This is a genomic window from Paenibacillus marchantiae, from assembly GCF_028771845.1.
Taxonomy (GTDB): Bacteria; Bacillota; Bacilli; order Paenibacillales; family Paenibacillaceae; genus Paenibacillus; species Paenibacillus marchantiae.
The window spans coordinates 105,829-128,028 of sequence record NZ_CP118270.1 but is presented as its reverse complement, the minus strand read 5'-3'; the positions used below and the strand labels follow the sequence as shown (position 1 = coordinate 128,028).

General features: G+C 46.5%; 18 protein-coding genes and 1 riboswitch. Of the genes, 12 read left to right on the top strand and 6 right to left on the bottom strand.

The window, feature by feature from the left end:
- Positions 1 to 78: 78 nt before the first annotated feature.
- The 3 genes from PTQ21_RS00705 to PTQ21_RS00695 all read left to right on the top strand — a co-directional run bounded on the left by PTQ21_RS00705 (position 79) and on the right by PTQ21_RS00695 (position 4,958).
- The gene (locus PTQ21_RS00705; protein ID WP_244552238.1) at positions 79 to 1,029 is read left to right on the top strand and encodes an alpha/beta hydrolase; all 951 of its coding nucleotides are present in this window, start codon (positions 79 to 81) and stop codon (positions 1,027 to 1,029) included.
- A 203-nt stretch (positions 1,030 to 1,232) separates the two neighbouring features.
- Positions 1,233 to 3,632, top strand: coding sequence for a YcdB/YcdC domain-containing protein (locus PTQ21_RS00700; protein WP_274568520.1), 2,400 nt, complete (start codon positions 1,233 to 1,235; stop codon positions 3,630 to 3,632).
- A 198-nt stretch (positions 3,633 to 3,830) separates the two neighbouring features.
- On the top strand, positions 3,831 to 4,958 hold the full coding sequence (locus PTQ21_RS00695) for a transglutaminase domain-containing protein (RefSeq protein ID WP_063566580.1): 1,128 nt from the start codon (positions 3,831 to 3,833) through the stop codon (positions 4,956 to 4,958).
- A 166-nt stretch (positions 4,959 to 5,124) separates the two neighbouring features.
- Here the strand turns inward: PTQ21_RS00695 and PTQ21_RS00690 are convergent, their stop codons facing one another.
- Complete coding sequence (locus tag PTQ21_RS00690; protein ID WP_072735555.1) at positions 5,125 to 6,591, bottom strand: amino acid permease; 1,467 nt, start codon at positions 6,589 to 6,591, stop codon at positions 5,125 to 5,127.
- A gap of 114 nt (positions 6,592 to 6,705) precedes the next feature.
- A riboswitch (Lysine riboswitch) is annotated at positions 6,706 to 6,923 on the bottom strand.
- Positions 6,924 to 7,065: 142 nt separating this feature from the next.
- Positions 7,066 to 8,208, bottom strand: coding sequence for a virulence factor (locus tag PTQ21_RS00685; protein ID WP_064640596.1), 1,143 nt, complete (start codon positions 8,206 to 8,208; stop codon positions 7,066 to 7,068).
- Between the two features lie 225 nt (positions 8,209 to 8,433).
- Here PTQ21_RS00685 and PTQ21_RS00680 point away from each other — a divergent pair, with 225 nt between their 5' ends.
- Positions 8,434 to 8,874, top strand: coding sequence for a hypothetical protein (locus tag PTQ21_RS00680; protein ID WP_090811386.1), 441 nt, complete (start codon positions 8,434 to 8,436; stop codon positions 8,872 to 8,874).
- Between the two features lie 40 nt (positions 8,875 to 8,914).
- Here PTQ21_RS00680 and PTQ21_RS00675 read toward each other — a convergent pair whose 3' ends face one another.
- The gene (locus PTQ21_RS00675) at positions 8,915 to 9,613 is read right to left on the bottom strand and encodes a response regulator transcription factor (RefSeq protein WP_064640594.1); all 699 of its coding nucleotides are present in this window, start codon (positions 9,611 to 9,613) and stop codon (positions 8,915 to 8,917) included.
- 379 nt (positions 9,614 to 9,992) lie between these two features.
- On the opposite strand from PTQ21_RS00675, the gene PTQ21_RS00670 reads away from it, so the two are divergent.
- From PTQ21_RS00670 to PTQ21_RS00645, 6 genes are all read left to right on the top strand, one after another.
- Entirely contained in the window at positions 9,993 to 12,794 is a 2,802-nt protein-coding gene (locus PTQ21_RS00670; protein ID WP_274568519.1) for a PAS domain S-box protein, read from the top strand.
- A 345-nt stretch (positions 12,795 to 13,139) separates the two neighbouring features.
- On the top strand, positions 13,140 to 14,486 hold the full coding sequence (locus PTQ21_RS00665; protein WP_063566586.1) for a cytochrome ubiquinol oxidase subunit I: 1,347 nt from the start codon (positions 13,140 to 13,142) through the stop codon (positions 14,484 to 14,486).
- Positions 14,483 to 15,517 carry a cytochrome d ubiquinol oxidase subunit II gene (locus PTQ21_RS00660; RefSeq protein WP_063566587.1) on the top strand — a complete coding sequence of 345 codons (1,035 nt, stop codon included), beginning with the start codon at positions 14,483 to 14,485 and terminating at the stop codon, positions 15,515 to 15,517. Before PTQ21_RS00665 ends, PTQ21_RS00660 begins: the two co-directional genes overlap by 4 nt.
- A gap of 8 nt (positions 15,518 to 15,525) precedes the next feature.
- Positions 15,526 to 15,723: a cytochrome bd oxidase small subunit CydS family protein gene (cydS, locus tag PTQ21_RS00655; protein WP_063566588.1), complete on the top strand. Its 198-nt coding sequence runs from the start codon at positions 15,526 to 15,528 to the stop codon at positions 15,721 to 15,723.
- 71 nt (positions 15,724 to 15,794) lie between these two features.
- Positions 15,795 to 16,859 carry an MBL fold metallo-hydrolase gene (locus tag PTQ21_RS00650; RefSeq protein WP_064640592.1) on the top strand — a complete coding sequence of 355 codons (1,065 nt, stop codon included), beginning with the start codon at positions 15,795 to 15,797 and terminating at the stop codon, positions 16,857 to 16,859.
- A gap of 215 nt (positions 16,860 to 17,074) precedes the next feature.
- On the top strand, positions 17,075 to 18,700 hold the full coding sequence (locus tag PTQ21_RS00645) for an ABC-F family ATP-binding cassette domain-containing protein (RefSeq protein ID WP_063566590.1): 1,626 nt from the start codon (positions 17,075 to 17,077) through the stop codon (positions 18,698 to 18,700).
- A 167-nt stretch (positions 18,701 to 18,867) separates the two neighbouring features.
- Here the strand turns inward: PTQ21_RS00645 and PTQ21_RS00640 are convergent, their stop codons facing one another.
- Entirely contained in the window at positions 18,868 to 19,056 is a 189-nt protein-coding gene (locus tag PTQ21_RS00640) for a hypothetical protein (protein ID WP_063566591.1), read from the bottom strand.
- A gap of 292 nt (positions 19,057 to 19,348) precedes the next feature.
- Between PTQ21_RS00640 and PTQ21_RS00635 the strand changes: the two genes are divergently transcribed.
- Positions 19,349 to 20,239 (top strand): cation diffusion facilitator family transporter, encoded by an 891-nt coding sequence (locus PTQ21_RS00635; protein WP_063566592.1) that lies wholly within the window; start codon positions 19,349 to 19,351, stop codon positions 20,237 to 20,239.
- Positions 20,240 to 20,344: 105 nt separating this feature from the next.
- Here the strand turns inward: PTQ21_RS00635 and PTQ21_RS00630 are convergent, their stop codons facing one another.
- Together PTQ21_RS00630 and PTQ21_RS00625 are read right to left on the bottom strand one after the other, a co-directional pair.
- Positions 20,345 to 20,848: a hypothetical protein gene (locus PTQ21_RS00630; RefSeq protein WP_090954767.1), complete on the bottom strand. Its 504-nt coding sequence runs from the start codon at positions 20,846 to 20,848 to the stop codon at positions 20,345 to 20,347.
- Positions 20,849 to 21,244: 396 nt separating this feature from the next.
- On the bottom strand, positions 21,245 to 21,409 hold the full coding sequence (locus PTQ21_RS00625; RefSeq protein WP_017692264.1) for a DUF1328 domain-containing protein: 165 nt from the start codon (positions 21,407 to 21,409) through the stop codon (positions 21,245 to 21,247).
- 219 nt (positions 21,410 to 21,628) lie between these two features.
- Here PTQ21_RS00625 and PTQ21_RS00620 point away from each other — a divergent pair, with 219 nt between their 5' ends.
- Positions 21,629 to 22,141, top strand: coding sequence for a DUF948 domain-containing protein (locus PTQ21_RS00620; protein WP_063566593.1), 513 nt, complete (start codon positions 21,629 to 21,631; stop codon positions 22,139 to 22,141).
- Positions 22,142 to 22,200: the final 59 nt, after the last annotated feature.

The window sequence follows — 22,200 nt, the reverse complement described above, 5'->3', positions numbered from 1 at the left end:
AGTGATGTGGATTAACGTCCTGTTAACCTTGCTGTCTTATGATGGAGTTAGGCCAGAAAACGGAGAGGAGTGACACCAGTGAAAGCTAAAACGATGATTGGCGGGATGATTGCTGTTGCCGCGGTAACTGCGGGTGGTTTATGGAAGGCAGCGGTGAATAGTCAGACCCCCAAAAAGATTCCGATTACGCTCACACCGCCCATGCCATTTGAGGATATAACCTTTGAGAGTGGAGGCGGGCGAGTGCATGGCTGGTTCATTCCGGCTGGAGCTCATATCCCGAAGCCTTGGCCTTTGGTTATTATTGCACATGGATGGGGCTCCAACCGATCACGTGTCCTCCGTTATGCTCGTCCCATTTGGGAAGCAGGTTATGCGCTCTTTATGTACGATGTTCGAAGCCATGGAGCCAGTGATCCAGTTAAGGCGGCTTCAGCTTACCTGTTCCGCGACGATTTGCTATCAGCATTGCAATATACGTCCTCACGGCCGGAAATTGATCCTGCTGCAATCGGTGTGCTTGGGCACTCCTTGGGCGGGCTAGGCACGATCCTCGCTGTGACGGAGGGCATTCCTGTATCAGCGGTGATCACGGACTCCATGCCATCCCAATTCGAGGTTATCGTAAGTTCCGAGCTGAGACGGCGACGTCTGCCTCTGTTTCCGCTGGCCCAGCTGATTCCGCGAATCTGGTTCTGGCGGCTTGGTGAATCTCTGAAAACGTATCGCCAGCGCGATCCAGTTATGCTGCTGAACGAACGGCGCAAAGGCATGCAGCTGCCGATGCTTATGGTGCATTCCAAAGGTGATAACTTTATTCCACCAAGCGAACTTGAATATTTTATGTCCAAAGCGGATCCGCCCGTGGAGCATCTATGGGTCAATAGCGGTGGCCATAGCTGTTCAGAAGAAGATCCCGCGTTCTGGAATACGGTGATTCCATTTTTGAAAACTCATGTACAGGTGCAGGCTCAGTCCAATGAATCTGTTATACCGAACGTCAATATGGAGGAAATTCAGCCCACTTAATGCTTAAGCTGATCATCGAAACGTCAACCCGGTTGGCGTTTTTTTGCTGTTTCTATAAAATATGCAGAAATTCACATTTGTAAAATTGTTGGGAAAATGACGATTAAAAAGGAAGCTTATGGTATCATAGAATAGACTGGCAATATTCATGCGAGGTTATTTTGCATGCAACCTTGTATGAAATTGAAGGGAGAGGTCCAGATTTGAGTTTTGATTGGAATTTTAATGTGCGATTCAAAATGTTTACAGCCAAAGCGGCTACAGCAGCCATGGCAACTTTGCTTCTGGCATCACAGACACCAGGGTTTGCAGGCAGCGCGTCGGCAGCGACAGCGGAACAGGTAACAGAATCCGCAGCGGGGGAAACGGAACAACCACTTGGATTAACAGACAACGAGGTGCCTGAAGGAGCCAAAATCTCCTCCAAGCAAGCCAGCGAGAATATACTGAAATTATTTCCATTGTTAAAAAAGGCGACGATTTCATCTGTACGATTCGATTCACCGAACTCTTACCCACCACCGGATTACAAGGCGTGGGAGATTGGCTTTCAAATTGTCGAAGGAAATCATACGATGGGATTCAGCGCAACGGTACATGCGGGCACGGGGGAAGTGCTAAGCGTACATTTGCCTTCTGAATTACTGGATAAGCAGTCTACTGCTTCTGATGTCAAATTGACCAAAGACGAGGCTGAGAAGTATGCAGAGGCATTACTATTCAAAGCTATTCCCGGATTGAAAGAAAATGAGTATGCTTCTCTTGGAGATGTGTATCAATTCACTGCACAGCAATCTTTGTTTGGCAGAACGGAATATCGATATGGTTACCAACTCAAGCATGAAGGTTTGTTGTCTGAGGCAGAGACGATCTACATAAGTGTGGATGAAAGTGGCCTGGTGACAGGCTATTCAAGAAGTACAACTGGAGCTGAATATCCTTCATCGAAGTCGGCAGCATCGGAAGAGAAGGCCAGTCAACGATTTGAGGAGCAATTTGATGTACAGCTCGCTTATATCTCGAATGATCGTCTATCCTCGCTCAAAGGACAAAAGTATTATCTTGGTTATATGCCGAAGAATTCCAGCATGGTTCCGCTGGATGCTAATACACTGGAGCCGATTAACGCGATGACTGGAAAAGCTATTGGTGATGAAGATTCTTTACAGCAGAATAAACCTTTAAAAGGAAGTGTAGCTCCTTTTGTCGCAGCGAACGGCCAGAAATTAAATGCACAACAGGCTGAGAACATCATTAAAAAGAACTTTGATATTCCGAAAGGTTACAAGTTGGAGCATAGTCAGTTAAGCAAAGGTGAGTATGCGAGTCCTAACAATCAAGTATGGAGCCTGAGCTGGAGCAATCGAAATGCGAATGTATCCTACATGTTCATGCGAGATATTTCAGCACAGGTAGATGCGCTTACTGGACAGATTTATAGTTACAGCTTGTATCAACGGGTGGAGCCGGGTGCTGCGCAGGAGAAACCAGCGGATGAGAATGAGACTAAGTCTGTAACCCGGACACAAGCCGAGAAACTTGCAATCAATAAGGTGATTGCATTGGTTCCAAGTGCAGCAGAACAATTCCGGTTGTCCAGCGTGCTTGAATTTGAAGGTGCACGTACATTTATGTTCCAGCGCTACATGAACGGAATTGCGGTTATGGATGATACAGTACAAGTACAAGTCCTGAAGGATGGAGCCATCAACGAATTTTATACAAGAATTGCTGCAACGCCTGAACAATTACCTAGAAACACCAAACCAGCCATCAGTTATGAAAAGGCAAAGGCAACCTATCTGGAAGCATTCAAGTTAACACTGGCTTACTCCCGCTACGGTGGTTATGCCATGAGTACAGGTCAGGTCGTTCCCTCGGGTGTAAACCTGGTTTACCAGCCTACACGAAATGGAAATTCGATTTCCGCCAGTTATGAAGTACTTGATGCTAACACTGGGGAATGGAAGTTTTTATACGGTACTGGAAGTGTCACAGCGAATGTTGAACCTAGTGATATTTCGGGTCATGTGGCGGAGGCTGCGCTTCGGAATATGACTCAACATGCCGTAATTCTTTCAGATGAGCAGGGACGTGTATTCCCAGACCGGGTCATCACGAAGGGTGATTGGTTTACCTATCTGGCAAGAGCGGTTAACCCAAATATGGATATGTATTACAGTGGAAACGGGACTGAGAAGCTATATGCTGACATTACCCCGGAGAGCCCTTATTACCAAGCTGTGCGGACATTGATCGATCAGCGCTGGTTAGCGGGTGCTGATTCTGAAACGAAGCTAAGTCCAGAAGAGGAAATGACTCGTGAAGAGTTGGCAGTATTGCTCGTGCGCATTTTGCGCTATGAGAAACTGGCCGGATTCTACACATTGCCATCGGATCTTCCCAACCTGGCAGATGCCAGTGCAGTCAACAACAAGGGAGCGGTCTCCCTCAGCATCAAGCTGGGATTGTTGCCTTCGATTGAAGGACGATTCATGCCTGCACGCAAAGTGACGGTTGCCGAGGCGGCTCAGGTATTGGAACGTCTGGCCAAGCTTCAGGGCAAGACGGATACCTTTATGAGCGGCAATCGTTTATATTGATTGGAGTTTGTTGCATAAATGCCCGGAAGAGTCATATGATGAGGATAACGGGTAGGTTAGGGTGTTTTGCTGAAGACAGGGGGACCTTCTACGGAGGGTCTCTTTTGATGCTTTTCGACAAAACTAGAAGCCTGCCGTCAATCCCTTTTGTGATACAATGAGGCATGAGAACTTTGCAAAGAGAGGTGGTATCCTTTCATGGGCAAGCACGGAAAACGAGTGATAACCCTGCTATTGGCTGGTTGTCTTGTTGCTGTGGCACTGCCACATGCAGTCGATCTGGATCAGCTGTACGCGGCGTCGGGAACATCGGACATATCCACGAATACGGATCTGCGCGAGACGTTGCTGAATGCGATGTCCCAGCGCACAGAGGAACTTGTTTTTACATACAAAGGCAATGTGAAAGGCCTCAAAAAACAGTTGCAGAGCTCCATTGACGAAGCAATGACCAGTGATCCTTATATTCAATATACCGTTAAAAGCTATGCATTTAACTATAAAGGCTCCAATGTATCCGCAGAGGTACATGTGAAGCTGGCCTATCGGGAAACGAAGGAGCAAACCGACTACGTGAACCGCAAGGTGACCAACGTGCTCAAAGAGATTATCGTGCCTGGCATGACGAATCATGAGAAAGTTAAAGTCATTCATGACTGGATTGTACTTAACCTTTCCTACGATACATCCTTGCAGAAATATACTGCATACGATGGACTTGTTACCGGCAGTACTGTATGTCAGGGATATTCATTGCTGGCTTATCGCATGCTGGAGCAGGTGGGTATAGAGAACCGGATTGTGGAAGGAACGGCTGGTGAGCAATTACACGCCTGGAATCTCGTCAAGCTGGATGGCAAGTGGTACCATATGGATACGACGTGGGATGATCCTACTCCTGACCGTAAGGGCAAGGTAAGTCACAATTATTATTTGCTCAGTGATGATGAGATGGCACGTGACCATGTATGGACAGCTAAAGGCAAGTATCCTGCTGCATCTGCTCCCTATCGTGAAGCTTTGCAAACTTTGGTGAAGGCGGGAGGCAGCAAGGCAAACGCGTACCAGAAGCTGTATCATACACTGGAATACTCGCTCTACGACGAAAGTGATGCGATTAGTGGTCATTCCGCGCTGAAAACTAAAGTTCAGAGTGTGCTCAAGGATGGCGGAAGCTCGCTGACTTTCAGATACAAGGGTACTGAAACGGGACTAGTAGAGGATTTGCAGGATCTGTATCAGCTTGGCATGAAGTCGATATCGTATTACGTGTCCAACATGGAGGATACCGTGGATCTGCGTGTGAAGATTACCTGGACCATGTGACATCAAACTTTGTATGAATGATTATAATAGGACACACCTTATGGTGAACAAGGACGCTCATGGATGAGCGTTCTTTTTTTACGTGGATGATGGCTATCCCGAAACTTGGACGAACCAAAAAGGCAACCTTCTCTCCAGTGGAAAGAAGGTTGCCTGTGCAATATCGTTATTCATTTGTAGTTGTAAAATCACATTCCTGTAATGGTACAACTTTTGTTTTCTTAATAAATTTATAACCCAGCCATAAGATCAGGAACAGCGGAACGCTCAAGTAAGCGACGAGGGCTCCGCTCCAATCGATCTGATCACCCGTGAACGCCTGATAGTTCTGTCCAATAATGACGATGATACATAACACAAAAGCAAAGATCGGACCAAATGGGAACCAGCGTGCACGGTAGGGCAGATCGTTCAAATCCCGACCTTGGGCCACATACGCACGGCGGAAGCGATAATGGCTGATGGCAATGCCGAGCCAGGTGATAAAGCCACACATACCGGATGCATTAAGCAGCCAGGTGTATACAATGCCATCACCGAAAAGGGAGGCTAGAAAGGCGAGCATACCTACCGCTGTGGTCAAGAGCAGGGCGTTCATTGGAATGCCCTTTTTGTTCAGCCGACCCAAGAAGCGAGGCGCTTTGCCATCCCGGGCAAGAGCATACAGAACACGACTTGAAGCATACATGCCTGAATTCCCGGCAGACAGTACAGAGGTCAGAATAACGGCATTCATGACGGAAGCAGCAATGGCCAGACCGGCTTTTTCAAAGACAAGAGTAAACGGACTAACTCCGATGTTGTTCAGATCACCTTTAAGCAGATTCGGATGTGTGTAAGGAATGATCAGACTGATGACTGTAATTGCCAGAATGTAGAAGATCAGAATACGCCAGAACACTTGCCGAATAGCACGAGGGACATTTTCACGCGGATTTTCGCTCTCACCGGCTGCTACGCCAATGAGCTCCGTTCCCTGGAATGAGAACCCGGCAGCCATAAATACACCGAGAACCGCAAAGAATCCGCCATGGAATGGGGCGTCTCCTATAGTAAAGTTACTGAATCCAACCGCTTCTCCGCCGATAATGCCGAAGATCATGAGCACACCAACGGTAAGGAAGATGATCACTGTAGCGACTTTGATAATGGCAAACCAGTATTCCGACTCTCCGTACCCTTTAACAGACAGTACATTTAGGGCAAAGATTAATACGAGGAACAACAGACTCCACAACATGGATGAACTGTCAGGAAACCAGTATTTGATGAGTACGGTTGCTGCAGCGAGTTCTGCTGCAATGGTGACGGCCCAGTTGTACCAGAAGTTCCAACCCATGGCGAACCCGAGGGCAGGATCGACGAAGCGGGCCGCATACGTATTGAATGAACCGGAGTCAGGCATGAAGGTAGCCAGCTCTCCGAGACTGGTCATAAGAAAGAAGACCATGATGCCGACGGCAACGTAAGCAATCAGTGCACCGCCGGGGCCTGCATTGGAAATAGCGGTTCCGCTTGCGAGGAACAGTCCTGTACCAATGGATCCACCGAGTGCAATCATGGTCATATGCCTTGCGCGTAGTCCTTTTTTCAGGGTAGGTCCTGTGTTAGTTTGGTTGTTGCGGTCTTGCATGGAAACACTCCTTCTTTCAGCGTACTAATGGGTTCAGAACAATGGAAATAACCAAAAGACCGCAGGCATTAGCCTGCGGTCTTTATTATCAATCGTCCGCACCTCGTCCCAGATGTTTAAGATAGCTCAACACAGAAGAAATCATACCCTCCGAGGAAGGCATCATACATCTGTGACAGTTCTGCACCTTTCGGCAACAGCCCCAGCCGCGCTGGACAACGTAAGGAACCGTCCTGCGAGCTTCGGCGGGTGCACCTTTCGGCTGAATTCATAAGCGGCTCCTTAGCGCCTCCTTCAGCGTACTGATCGCACCCGCGACCTCTACCTCATCATCATGGATGAGGTGTATCTATTGTCTATGAAATTATAAATCACAGAACGTAACACTCAATGTCCTGTTTAGTAAACAGACAATCAGTATAACCCCCATGGTATTCCAGTGCAATAACAATTGTTGGATATGAATCGAAAGGACTATTCCGACGTCTTGTTACGCCCAGCCATCTGCTGCCATACGGTTCCAGCTGCCTGTTCCCCGGATTCAATCCGTTCCAGTGCCATTTTGGCTTGCAGGCTGACTTCAAACTCAGGATCTTCGGCTGCCTTCCGCAGAGCTTGCTCTGCTTCTTCGGTTCCCACTTCGTACAGGAAGCGGGCCGCACGCCAGCGTACAAGCTTGCTCTTGTCGGATAACGTAGCTGTCATGGCTGCCGTTGCTGCAGAATCACCGATATCGGAGAGGGTATCTCCGGCAGTTCGACGTACAGCAGGCGAACTATCCTGCAGAGCTTCGTACAGCAATTCCATCGCTTCCGGTGTACGGATATCACCAAGATATACAACAGCCAGCCGGCGTATCTGCATTTTATTGTCATGGAGTGCATGAGCAACGAGTGGCAGCCGTTCTGCTGTAGGTTCCATGCCATCAAATGCAGCATAGCGAACATTCCAGTCCTCATTATGCAGAGCCTCTTCAAGCTCGGCACCATCCAGCTGGCGGCGACGTTCCACGAATTCTTCGGCATTGGAGCCGTGCTCAATGGCTTGTTGAATCACGCGTTCCAGACGCTCAGGCGGATATGCTGCTTCCAGCTCCTGTTCAACTTCTCTTGCGATTTCAGGCAATTCACCGTAGCGAACGCCATAGTCACTCAGTTTCCGTTCCTTGATCAGCGTTGCACTGGCGACTTCAGTAACGGCTTTGACGAATCGATCCGAGAGCGAAATGCGCTCTTCCTTGGCGCCGGCTTTGACCCGAATTTGCATCGGTACACCTCTGAAAAATTGAACGAATACCTGTGCTTCACCGAAGTGCTCGCCAGAGGCATCTTCAGATTCAATCCAGTCCAGATCAATTCCCTGTTGGCCAAGACGGCTTTGGACTTCGCCAAGTATGACGGACCAATCCGCATTTCCCTTGCGGTCAAGAGCTACGAAGTCGGTCGTGTGGAATACACTTTTTACTCCGGGAATATGAAGCATCTGGCGAATAAACGCCGGAGCAGACCGTTCGTTATCCAGTGTATATGTTCTGCGGATCCCGTCCTCCAGACGTTCGTCCAGATGCAGCATCATCGTATTGGGACTGGGTGTTGGTTCAATGGAAACAATATTCATCGGTTCATAACCTCCTGTACCGGATTCATTCTTAAAGTTCCCGCAATGGACACGGGCATATCCCTATTTTACATGAATTGCCGCAAACTGCGAAATGGGTAATGAACCTTACACAGTTTGTTAAGACGTACGAAGATAGTTAACACTTCTTTTATGTTCACACACGAACATTTTTAAATGAAGATTGGCACAATAAGAAGAGAGAATGAACTGGAGGTTATACCTATGGAACCCATTACCGTACTTTCGGACGGAAGTCGTGGTATTGATTATGACAATATGATTGAATTGTTGAATGAATGGATAACAGACGAGCAGAGGGAGCCCGCAATGAAGAGAGAAAAGAACGTAAATAACGAGGAGGGGGAGGAATGGGGCACAGCTCACTATTGTATTGTGGATTATCAGGACGCTGGGCAAGCCGTATCAGCAGCGAATGCCATTCGGGCATTTATGCCTCAGATTCCTTTGCTGGTGATTACGGATTTTCAATCGTTGATTCGCAAGCGCCATTTGCAGCTTATTACGGGTACGGGCCTGATAAAGATGATCCTCTGGCAAGAGGAAGAACCAGATCGGCTGATCATGGAAATCCAGCGGTTGCTGCATTCTTTTGCATACAAAACAAAAACAGCTCAGCCCTCAACCCAGTCGATTAGACGATGACAGAGAGAGGACATGAGCCATTATTTCATTTCGGCGTGTACTAAATGACGTATTTATATCCCGTTCCCCAAACCGTCTTGATATACCTTGGATTTTTGGGGTCGGGTTCAATTTTTTTACGCAGGCTGGAGATGTGCACATCGATTGTACGGTCCAGATATGCCCGTTCTGAGCCTTTAATACGATCCATGAGTTCATTGCGGGTGAACACTTTGCCGGGATTTCGGTACAATTCCTTCATAATTTCAAACTCAATATGAGTGACCTCAATTTCAAGGCCATCCACAAACAAAGTTCTTCTGTACTCATTCACACTGACATGTCCAACAATTTCAGCAGGTTTGTCCTCTTTTATCGGCTTGTCCGGGTAGGAGATGGCCGATCTACGCAATAATGCCTTAATTCGTGCGTCAAGCTCTTTTAGACTAAAGGGTTTACAAAGAAAATCATCCGCACCATTGTGCAATGCTCGGAGCCGATCATTCAGCATGGTGCTGGCTGAGATCATTAATATGGGTACAGTCGAGTGTTGGCGAAACGCATCAACCAGATCATTACCGTCTGTTTCAGGCAGCATCAAGTCAGTCACTACAATATCGGGCTGGAATCGTGGGAAAAGTTGAAGTGCTTCGCGTGCATGATGGACCCGTTCAGTTATGTAACCCTCCTCCTCAAGAAAGAAAGCAATCATGTCGGCCAGATTTTTCTCATCTTCTATAAGAAGAACTTTGATAGACATTGAGGTCACACTCCTGATGAAATGAATTTGTTAAGAAACTTCTTAGAAAAAGCCGTAATTGTGTGGAAATGCTGCAAATTTTTTAATGTTTGTATTCCAGAATATAGGATGCATATGTAGTAAGTTCTATAGGGTTTCAGCTAAACTTCAGTATTTTACCATGAATGCAGCTCAATTGCCGATCATTCAAAATTTCCCAAAGCTACATCGAGTAGTTATTACAGTATAATGTATCAGAACGGTTTGAGGGAAATAAAGTAGATCTTACGAGCTTTAATCCATAGGAGGTACCAACGTTGTTGTTGAATGCAAACATAGAAATCAGTCATAAGGCCAGCTGCCTATGGACTACATAAAGGTAAATAAGGTGTTGGAGTGGATGGTAATCAAACTCCGTATTCCTTGGTTGGGTACGGCCATCCTAATTATCCTTGGTACGCTGGGAACGATATTTCCGCTGACTCTGTTTTATGGGGTACAGCTGTTGTTCGGCACAGCCGCAACTTTTATTGCCTTGCGCTTACATGGAGCCATATACGGATTCACTTCTTTGATAGCAATCTGTACCTTGGGTGTATTATTCGGGGGTCTAGTCCCAAATAGTTTTTTTATGATTGGCGCTCATACTATTGAATTAATCTGGATGCTGGGATGGCAGATCCGATGGAAGAATGGAAGTGTCATGAAGGCCAATGCTGCATTCTGGGTCGTGATGTTATTGCCAGTGACCTTTTATGGATATTTCATGATGAGCATGAATCTTGAAGAATTAAAGTATGGATATATGCATGTTGCTGTGACTAGCATGGTGAATGCACTAATTGCAGGTATTGTGGTGGACTTCTGGATTACCAATGGCGAGCTGAAGTCGAAACGGACAGGAACCATTCCGCTCACACGGATTGCTTTTAAATACGTCGTAGCTTTTGTAGTCGTTGTCTCTCTTGTTCTGTTATCGGCCGATAGCCGAAGACAGCTAGGTCAGATCAATGACACCATTGTATCTAATCTAAAACATGCTGCGAATGCTGTGATCAAGGATTTAAATGATCGATATCTAACCCAAGAGAACATGCATCAAAGTATGGAGCGTTATCATCATCTACTGGGTGTGAATGTCATCATTCTTGACCCAAATGATAAGGTCATTGCTTCTGGGCTGGATACGCTCCAAGTGGGAGAATACCTGGATATCAACAAATATCGTGTTCTCAAGCCAGGCGAGAACAGCATACTATTTCATTCCGGGGATGCTTATTATAGTGATGTACTTACTCACTGGAAACAGGCATCGTTCATGTACGAAGCAGATATGACTACAAGCACTCCATATCGAGTATTTGTTGAGACCAACTCAGCCAATTATTACACTCGGATTGAGGCGATCTACTTGACCACACTTCAATCTCTGTTCATCATTTTTGTGGCTTCCATGATTGTCGCCGCTCCTCTCAGCCGAAAAGTGATAAGTCCATTGAAGCGTCTTACACGCATGACTGGTTCTCTTCCGAGGCTGTTATTTCGTAATGGGGAGATGGAATGGCCAACCAGCCATGTAACAGAAGTACAGATACTGATTGGTAATTTGCGCAAAATGGCTGATGTGCTTCTAGAGCAATTCGAACAGATTCGTCAGGACAAGCTCACCCTGGAGGACAGGGTTAGAGAGCGAACTAAAGAACTGAAGAATAGTGAGGAGATCAAACGCGCCATTATTGATTCATCCATCGATGCCATTATTGCTGTAGATTCAAACGGACTGATTATCGAGTTTAATCCCGAAGCCGAAAGAATGTTTGGTCTGAAACGAGAAGAAGTAGTATTCGAGAAGGATGCCCCTTCCCTTTTTCAGGGAGCGAGCTGTATGGAAATCAAAGAAATGCTGGAAAGATTCGAATATATCCGGGGTAAACGGCATGTCATCGTGGAAGAGATCTCAGGTATCCGTTGGGATGGTTCGGTTTTTCCGATTGAGTATAAAATTGTAGAAATTCAATTGGGCAATAACGAAACGCTGTATAACTTGTTTATCAAGGATATTACCGAGCGCACAAGGGCTGAAGAAGATCGTGTACGTCATGCGCTGGCTCTGGAGAAGCTGAATGCGGAGCTGTTTCATGAAAAAGTTGCCATTCAGGAACAGCGTGACATCAGTGAGCATTTCATTGAATCCGTTCGGGAAGGTCTGGTCATGTCAGATCGTTCCGGCACCATCACAATAGTGAATAGAAGAATGGAAGAAATGTTTGGCCTCGGAGATTTTTCGGGCAGATCGATCGAAGATTTAGCCAATGCCATTGATACCCTGGTGTTAACCGCCGATTTCAATTTGGTTGAGCAGACTCGTGCTTTTCTGAACGGAGAACTGGCCTTTGTGGAGACTGAATTTATATTCAATGATGTGGAAAAGAGTGTATTTTCCCTGTACATGAAGCAAATGGATGTTCCCGGTAAAAACCATGGATTTCTTCTGGTGTTCCGTGATCGTACGGAGGAAGAACGCCTGAATCGGATGAAAAACGAACTGATCAGCGTGGTGTCCCATGAGCTTCGTACCCCTGTAGCAACCATTATGGGCTATGTGGAACTAATGATGATGTATGATCTTCCCGCCTCACAGCGTCAGGACTTCATGGAGACCATTTCTTCGGAAGGCGCACGGCTGAGTAGTCTGCTGGATGATGTACTTGATATTCAACGTCTGGACAATGAAGGCATGACCTATCATAAGACGTATGTACCGTTGCTTGAGTTGGTTGAGGGTGTTGCTGAGCAATGGAATATGCAATCCATTCAGCGTATTTATGTACATGCGTTTAATGGAGACTTTTTTGCTTACGCGGACCAGAATCGGATGGTTCAGTTGCTGCATAATTTGGTAGGTAATGCAGTCAAGTACTCACCTGGAGCAGACCGAATTGATATTACGTTGTGGGAAGAAAAAGAATGGTTATGCATCGATGTACGTGATTATGGAATAGGTATTCCAGAGAACGTGCAGGACCTGCTATTTACGAAGTTTTATCGTGTGGACAATTCGGATCATCGTCAGATTGGCGGGACTGGACTGGGGCTTTACATTTCGCGCAAAATTGTAGAGGACCACCAGGGGAACGCTTACCTTTATATCCGCGCCGCACAAAGGAAGTACGTTCAAGGTTCGATTGCCCAAGCAGGATGAACTCTTGTAGAGCAAGAGAGGTCTTTATTTGTTAGGATGGATGCTTTCATCCTGAAACAGGTAAAGGCTTTTTTTGTTTTTCAAAATTTCCCGGATAAAAAAACAACTTCTTTTGCAAACTGTCTATAGAGCCATAATTTGCATGCCATGCAAAAGGAGGACGGCAGGTCTATGTTCCGTAAACAAGAGAAAACCCTTATTATCGTCTGCCTGGTCGCAGCCGTGATCGTGCTGTATGCCGTTGTCAAAAGTATTATCCGGATCATGAGTTATTGAGGCATATCGTCACACAGGCGGTATGAAGTCAGTCGTACATAACGATTATGTGAAAGAGGAGTGTAACCCATGTCATCCCTGGATCCTGTTCTGCTCAGCCGGATGCTGACCGGTCTTACCCTGTTTGTGCACATCATTTTTGCTTCCATCGGTGTAGGCGTTCCACTCATGATCGCCTTGGCTGAATGGCGCGGACTGCGCACCAATGATATCCATTACACCTTGCTGGCGCGCAGATGGGCGCGAGGTTTCGTTATTACCGTTGCAGTTGGTGTAGTTACAGGCACCTCAATTGGTTTACAGCTCAGCCTGCTGTGGCCGATGTTTATGCGAGTAGCGGGGCAGGCGATTGCCTTGCCGCTGTTTATGGAGACGTTCGCCTTTTTTATAGAGGCCATCTTTCTTGGAATCTACCTTTACACATGGGACCGTTTCAAAAAGAAATATACCCATATGCTGCTGTTGATTCCGGTGGCTCTAGGATCCTCTGCCTCCGCGATATTCATAACAACGGTGAATTCTTTCATGAACCAGCCTCAGGGGTTTACCCTGATTAATGGCATCATGAAGGACATCCATCCAATTGCTGCGATGCTGAATCCGGCTACCCCGACCAAGGTATCTCACGTGCTCGCCTCGTCATACACATTGAGTGCGGGTATATTGGCAGGCATCGCCGCATTCAGCTTGCTTCGGGGTCGGGATCATGTGTATTACAAAAAGGCGCTTAAACTCACAACGGTATGTGCGCTCGTATTTGCGGTCAGCACCGTCATGATCGGAGATTCTTCCGGTAAATTTCTGGCCAAATACCAGCCGGAGAAGCTGGCCGCCGCAGAGTGGCATTTTAAAACGATGACGAAGGCGCCGCTAGTGTATGGGGGTATCCTTGATGAGAACAATGAAGTGAAATACGCCATTGAGATCCCCTATGCACTCAGCATACTGGCGGGAAACAGACCGGACACGGAAGTGAAAGGACTTGAAGAATTTCCGGCCGATCTGAGGCCACCGTTGTCCATTCACTATATGTTTGACCTGAAAGTAACGACCGGTGTGATCATTCTGCTGATCCCGGTGCTCTATGTGTTCCGACGCTGGCTGCCGGGGCGCAAGCCTTATCCCAAATGGCTCTTGCTCGGCATCGTCCTGCTTGGACCCTTGGCCATGATTGCCATTGAGCTCGGCTGGATGTTTGCCGAGGTCGGCAGACAGCCATGGATATTGCGCGGGTACATGAAGGTGTCGGAAGCAGCAACAACATCGTCCTCCGTAGGCTGGATGCTGGTTCTGTTTATTCTGCTGTACCTGATCCTTTGCTTTTCAGCGATTCGGGTACTCAGCAAGCTGTTCCGTAACAAGGAAGCAGAGAAGGAACTGGAGTCTCTTGGTCTGGAAGGAGGGATCGTGCATTGAGCTTTGAAATTGCAGGCATCGCGATCTTGTGGACGTTTCTGTTTGGATATCTGATCGTGGCTTCGATTGATTTTGGGGCCGGATTTTTCAGCTTTTACAGCATATTAACCGGACACGAGAACAAAATCCATAACATTATTCAGCGCTATCTCTCACCCGTGTGGGAAGTGACGAATGTGTTTCTGATCTTTTTTGTTGTTGGTCTGGTCGGATTTTATCCGGATAGCGCTTTTTATTATGGGACAGCGCTGCTTGTTCCAGGTTCATTAGCGATTGTGCTGCTTGCGATCCGGGGCGTGTACTACGCCTATAATACCTATGGGAACAATGGTCAGAACAGCCGGATTTACATGGCATTGTATGGAGCGACGGGATTGCTGATTCCGGCGGTGTTTTCCACCATTTTGGCGATATCCGAAGGTGGAATTATTGAGCAGGTGGGTGATCAGGTATTTTTTCGCTGGCGTGAGTTTTTGACGAATCCGTATACCTGGTCTGTTGTATTGCTTGCACTGGTAAGTGTGCTCTATATCTCAGCGATGTTTCTTTCCTACTATGCCAAGCGGGCGGAGGATGAGACTGCGTTTGAAGTTCTTCGGGAGTATGCACTCTTATGGAGTCTGCCTACGATTTTTGCCAGCTTTCTGGCATTTTTACAGATTAACAAACAGAATCCCGCACACTTTGAGCAGATGTTAAATATCTCATGGATGTTTATCGCATCTTTTATCTGTTTTGTGATCGCCGTCTCGCTGGTATGGAAACGTAAATATTTGGGCTGGTGTTTTATCGCCGTGATGCTGCAGTTCGCCTTTGCCTGGTACGGCTATGGGCGCTCACATCTTCCATACATTCTGTATCCGTACATTAATATTTTCGACAGCTTTACGAACAAGACGATGGGTATTGCGCTCATTACGGCGTTCAGCCTGGGACTGCTGGTGCTCATTCCTTCACTCGTGCTCATTATGAAGCTGTTTCTGTTTGATGCCAATTATGTGCGAGGTAATGCTGGCAAAAAGAAAGGATGAGTCCGTTCATGCTTCCCAACAAGCTGTTCATCATGCTTCCACGGTTACTTCTCAGCTCTGACGAGGGAGTGAGGGGTATTCCCGGTATAACGGGATTAAGTTTTTTTGAGACCTTTACGATTATGTACGCCCCGCCACTGATTATCGTGGCTGCAATTGCGTTTTTGTTCGTCTACTTGGCGAAGTGCAAAAATCCAAAGGATTGATTCGTTGGTACGTACTTTCCAATTCGGGGTAATCTTTTGTTAAGATACGAGGAAGGGAGGAGGGCCCTTTCATGCCGAAAATCCGTTATAACAACATTGATAATGTAAGTACGGACAAAACGCTGAAGGAATTCAAGCAATGGAGGGAGCAACGGCGCAGCAAAGTTAAGGATTATTCCTACACCGTGCCCAAGCACCCACCTGAACTGGATTATCTGCACGCCAACCGGGCTGAAACCACGATTACCTGGATTGGTCATTCCACGTTTTTCATTCAATATCATGGACTAAACATCGTGACAGACCCGGTCTGGGCGGAAAAAATGGGGTTTCAGCGCAGACTCGGTGCCCCTGGCATTCCGATTCAGGATATTCCGCCTCTGGATGTCATTTTGATCTCGCATTCACACTATGATCATTTGCATCTCGCATCGCTGCGGAAGTTGGTCACAGCCAAGACACTGCTCATCGTTCCCGATGGTCTCAAGCGCAAAATGGTGCGCAAAGGTTTCCATCGGTGTCATGAGATGAAGTGGTGGGAACATATTACGCTTGGCGGGGTCAAAATAACCTTTGTACCCGCGCAGCACTGGACACGCCGAACCCTATTTGATACCAACACGTCCCATTGGGGCGGTTATGTATTGGAACAAAATCACCCGGCAGTCATTCCGTCGGAGGAGAGTGCCGCGACGAGCGAAGGACATGGTCATGAAATTTCCCGAGCAGCAGGAACGGATGAGTCAATAGAGGCATCGGCTGATCAATCTTCTGGCGGTCCGCCAATCATTTATTTTGTAGGGGATACAGGATACTTTCAGGGATTCAAAACGATTGGAGAACGCTTCGACATCGGTGTTACCCTGATGCCAATCGGTGCGTACGACCCGGAATGGTTCATGACATCCCAGCATGTGACGCCGGAAGAAGCGTTGCAGGGATTTGTAGAAACGGGTTCCCAGCTTATGGTTCCCATGCATTATGGAACATTTAAGTTAGCGGATGACACACCTAAGGAAGCGCTGGATCGAATGGAAGTTGAACGAGAACGACTTGGAATCAACGCAGAGCGCATTCGGGTGCTCGGACATGGGGAAACATTGCGTATTCGACACGAAGAAAGCAAACAGGACTAACAAAAGTGATCCAAATATGCTAATGTAAGGGTATATCCGCATGAATAAACGATTACCAAATCTTTAACGAGTAAAAAGCGGCCAATTTTCGAATTTGCCGCTTTTTTGTGTTATAATATGGTGCCAGAATAGGCATCGGGATATTGAATCCAAGATTAATGCAAGTTGCTATTCATGCAGTATGCAGATTAATAAATAAAGGATGGTAATGCTTAATGATCAGTACAAGCGGCATCACGCTTCGCTACGGAAAACGTGCACTCTTTGAAGATGTGAATATCAAATTCACACCAGGCAACTGTTACGGCCTGATCGGCGCCAATGGAGCCGGCAAATCAACATTTTTGAAAATTTTGTCCGGTGAAATTGAATCGAACTCGGGAGAGGTGCACATCACCCCGGGCGAACGCATGGCCGTATTGAAGCAAAACCACTTCGAATATGATGAATATCAAGTGCTCGAAACGGTAATTATGGGCCACAGTCGCCTCTATGCCATTATGAAAGAGAAAGATACGCTGTATGCCAAAGCGGACTTCACTGAAGAAGACGGCCTGCGTGCCGGAGAGCTTGAAGGCGAGTTTGCTGAGCTGAACGGTTGGGATGCTGAGCCGGATGCAGCGGCACTCTTGATCGGTCTGGGTATCGATCGTGATATGCATGAGAAGAAAATGGTTGAACTGAGCGGTAACGAAAAAGTTCGTGTCCTACTTGCACAAGCCTTGTTTGGTCGTCCAAACAACCTGTTGCTCGATGAGCCTACCAACCACTTGGATCTCGAATCCATTCAATGGCTGGAAAACTTCCTCATGGACTATGAAGGTACCGTTATTGTAGTATCCCATGACCGTCACTTCCTGAACAAAGTATGTACACACATTGCAGATATTGATTTCGGTAAAATCCAGCTGTACGTAGGTAACTACGATTTCTGGTATGAATCCAGCCAATTGGCACTTGCTTTGCAACGTGATGCTAATAAGAAAAAAGAAGAGAAGATTAAAGACTTGCAAGCCTTTATTCAACGCTTCTCGGCGAATGCTTCCAAATCGAAGCAAGCGACTTCGCGTAAGAAACAACTCGACAAAATCACGCTGGATGACCTTCGTCCATCAAACCGTAAGTATCCGTTTATCAACTTCAAACCTGAGCGTGAAGCCGGTAAACAATTGTTGACCGTTGACCGTATCAACAAAACAATTGATGGTGTGAACATGCTGAATGATCTCAGCTTTGTGGTGAATAAAGGGGATAAGATTGCCTTTGTTGGCCCGAACGGTAATGCCAAATCATTGTTGTTTGATATCCTTATGGGTGAAACAGAAGCGGATAGTGGCGAATACACTTGGGGTATCACTACAACCCAGGCTTATTTCCCGAAAGACAACTCCAAATATTTTGACGGAGTAGATATGAGTCTCGTGGACTGGCTTCGTCAATATTCCAAAGATCAGGATGAAACGTACCTGCGTGGATTCTTGGGTCGTATGTTGTTCTCAGGCGAGGAATCCCTGAAAAAAGCAAGTGTACTCTCCGGGGGAGAGAAAGTTCGTTGTATGTTGGCGAAAATGATGCAAACAGGCGCTAACGCTCTGATTCTAGATGAGCCAACGAACCACTTGGATCTGGAGTCCATTACCGCACTGAACAACGGTATGATTGATTTTGACGGCACCATGCTGTTTACATCCCATGACCATCAGTTCATTCAAACCATCGCTAACCGGATTATTGAAATCACGCCAAACGGCGTTATTGATCGCCAAATGAGCTATGATGAGTACCTGGAAAGTGACGAAATTAAAGAATTGCGTAACAAAATGTATCCGGTAGAAGCTTAAGATAAGCTATTCTGTCTACATTGAGTATGGTTAACGTAGTTAACCATACGTTCTTATAAAAGATAAAAAGAACCGCAAGCTCTCCAGAGGAGACTTGCGGTTCTTTTTTGGTCATACAGGGTGATCCTGTAACCATAGAAACATCTCATACAAGAGCTTCTTGCGGTCTAGGATCCGCCAGTACGGCGGCGCTGATTGTTAGGCTTTTTGTTGTTTTGGCTCTTCATTGCTTTAGGGCCGCCTTCAAAATAGGCACTGGATTGGTTACCGGTGTTTGCCTGTTCTTTCTTCTGTGCCAGTTTCTGGCGTATAGCATCCTGCAAACTGACCTTTTTCGGTTCGTTATTATCGCTCATCGTTATTTCCCTCCCGGTCTTACAGTAAGCCGTCCAAATTGGACGGGATGTACTCATTTTATACGTTTTACAAAAGCCCCACAAGGGCAACCTGATAAAATGCTGAAAACCTTCACTTTTTTGACTGAGCCAACATTTTTTCTCTTCACCTACAGCCCTGCGGTCTGGCAACTTTGTTTCGGCTTCCCTACAGCAATGCAGCTTGGCAACACTGTTTCTATAGACCCACACAGTACGCATTTGGTAACATGGAACAACCGTAATACGAAACGTTAAAGGAGTGTCGCCCGGTTTGAACGCCTACGAAGAAATACGCAAAGGAGAGCGCGGGGCTTGGGTCAGTATTGTGGCCTATCTGGTCTTGTCTGCTTTTAAATTGATCTGCGGATATTTGTTTGCTTCCAGCGCTTTGCTGGCGGATGGTTTTAATAACCTTACAGATATTGTTGCGTCGGTTGCTGTATTGATCGGACTTCGCATATCCCAGAAGCCACCTGATTCCGATCATGCCTATGGTCACTTTAGAGCGGAAACAGTCGCTGCCCTAATTGCTTCATTTATTATGGCCATGGTTGGCCTGCAGGTATTGGTTGAAGCAGTTCGTTCCTGGTATGAAGGAAACTTTGTAGCACCAAACCTGTGGTCAGCAGCAGTTGCCGTTGTCTGTGCGCTGGTAATGCTGGGCGTATATCGTTACAATCATCGTCTTGCCAAACAAATTAACAGTCAGGCCCTGATGGCTGCGGCCAAAGATAATCGTTCGGATGCCTGGGTCAGCATAGGGGCTGCGATCGGGATCATCGGTGCACAATTTGGCCTTCCTTGGTTGGACAAAGTAGCTGCAATTGCTGTAGGTCTGTTGATTTGTAAGACAGCTTGGGAGATTTTCCGTGATTCAACACATCGTCTGACGGACGGATTTGATCAGAAAGAACTGACAGACCTAAGATCCTCTGTGGCGCGGGTTCCTGGTGTGGAAATGATCAAGGACGTGAAGGCGCGTGTGCACGGCAGTCATGTACTGGTGGATGTGGTTATTGAGGTGGATGGAGGACTGAGCCTAATCGAAGGTCATCAGATCTGTGACCGGGTCGAAGAGCGCTTGAAACGTTCACATAATATTATGCATGTACATGTGCATGTGGAGCCGAAGATGGAAGAAGGAACGACGGAAAGTCCTTGAAATGGGTAGGGACAAACCGGAAATAAGCGCATTTTCAAATGAAAAGAGGACAGCCGCTGCCTGCGTGCTGTCCTCTTTACTTATCGTTAGAACGATTATACGATACTATTGAATAGCAACGTGGATCCAAGCTTTACCTTTCCATGTATACACTTGTACCCATTGACCACCATCGAATCCATCTACAACTTCACCTGTCGTATCGATGACTTGGGAACCCAGTGCACCGATTGGTTTGCCATTAGGTGCATCATAGAACCATGTGCGCTCCAACAGGTTGAGCAGCATTGTAGGGACCAGAACCTCATCTCCTGCTTTCACAACAGGCTCATCAAAGATTTTGTCATCCTTTGTTGAAGTTGTTGTTTCAGTAGTCGTTGAAGTACCTTCTGTACCCGTTGTGTCTACTGTTGTGCCAGTTACGGTCTCAGCTGTGCCTTCTACAGTGTCTACAGCAGGTTTGTTCACTTCAACAGCTGGCGTTGTTGTGGTTGTAGGAGTTCCTGTTTCTGGAGCTACCGTTCCGGTAACCGCTTCCTCAGCACCTGCGGCAGCAGCCATGGATCCCATCAAAGTCAGAGCAGCGGCAAAACTTACGATTTTTTTCATTTGTTTTTCCTCCTCGGTTAGGTATGTAGTTTGTTGTCCTGTGTTAAAAGTAACCAAGCAAGCTCACTTGTGAATCACAAATTATAACAATATTTTCTTGGATTCTCCAGTGTCAACTGGAGCATATGTGGGTATAAGGAGAGCCTGTAAATATCATACTTCGGTGGGAGAAAACCGGGTTGGCTATGTCATAATGGTCCTGTTTTTATGATGTAATCGGGGAGAAGCGATGAATAGACCAGAAGGGAGCGTAATACATAATAGAGAGAAGTCGTAATGTGCTTTGGGAAAATTGTTGTAAAAAAGATATTATGAACGCACAAAAGCCTACCGGCTTTTGCAAGCGCGATAGGCTTTTGTATGTATCGAGTGCTGTTCATAATTGGGAAGCCCTATTCATCGCATTCGACTGCGTCCCGTAATCAGGGAGATGACGAACAGTACAACAAAGATGAAGAAGAGTACTTTGGCAATCGAAGCAGCTGCTTCAACAATACCGAAGAATCCGAAAATACCTGCAACAAGAGCAATAATTAGAAATAGTACCGACCATTTCAACATGTGTATCATCCTTTCGTTTATAGAACTTGGTAGCGAGAAGTGTTCGTCTCACTGCCGTGTGTAGTTGTTCTTTAACCGAGGCCTTTAGGGTTGAAACATTGCGATATTTTACCAGGAGGAGTTGTTTATACAGTTCATATCCTATTTGTTTCGCCTCGGAATGGGTCGGGTAACTAAGCAATAACAAAACCGATTTATACTGGAAAGTGAGGTTCTTTTATGATCTATCAAATTAGTGTGGCTTTAATTGCAATTGCATTTGCAGTACTTGTATTCTTTTTAATTCGTACCTTGAAGTCCGCTCAGGGTTCACTCGACAATGTGTCACAGACACTGCAGGAAGTTCAGAAGACCATTGATGAGCTTAGTTATGAAGTTAAACAGACGGTAAGGCATGCCAATGATATTACAGTTGATGTGCAGCACAAAATGAAACAAATTGATCCCGTTATGGAATCTGTACAGAATCTGGGTGAAGTGCTGAACGAAGTGACGGAAGCAGCAAAGCAGGTGTCATCCACTTTGATGGCCAAGTTTCAGACGAAACGCAGCAGCACTGAACAGAACAAACGTTCAGAAGTAGCGAATGTAGTACAGACGCCGCCTGCTACACCGACAGATCGGACACTGCAATCCTATGAAGCTACATATCATGATGATGCCAAAGGCGGAAAAGGCTGGCTGAAATATGTGGATGTAGCCGCTAATGTATGGCAACGTATGCGGAAATAGCATGACCGTTTTGTAATGAATAGAAGTCTTCAGAGCGGTGATGAACCTGATGAAAGGGT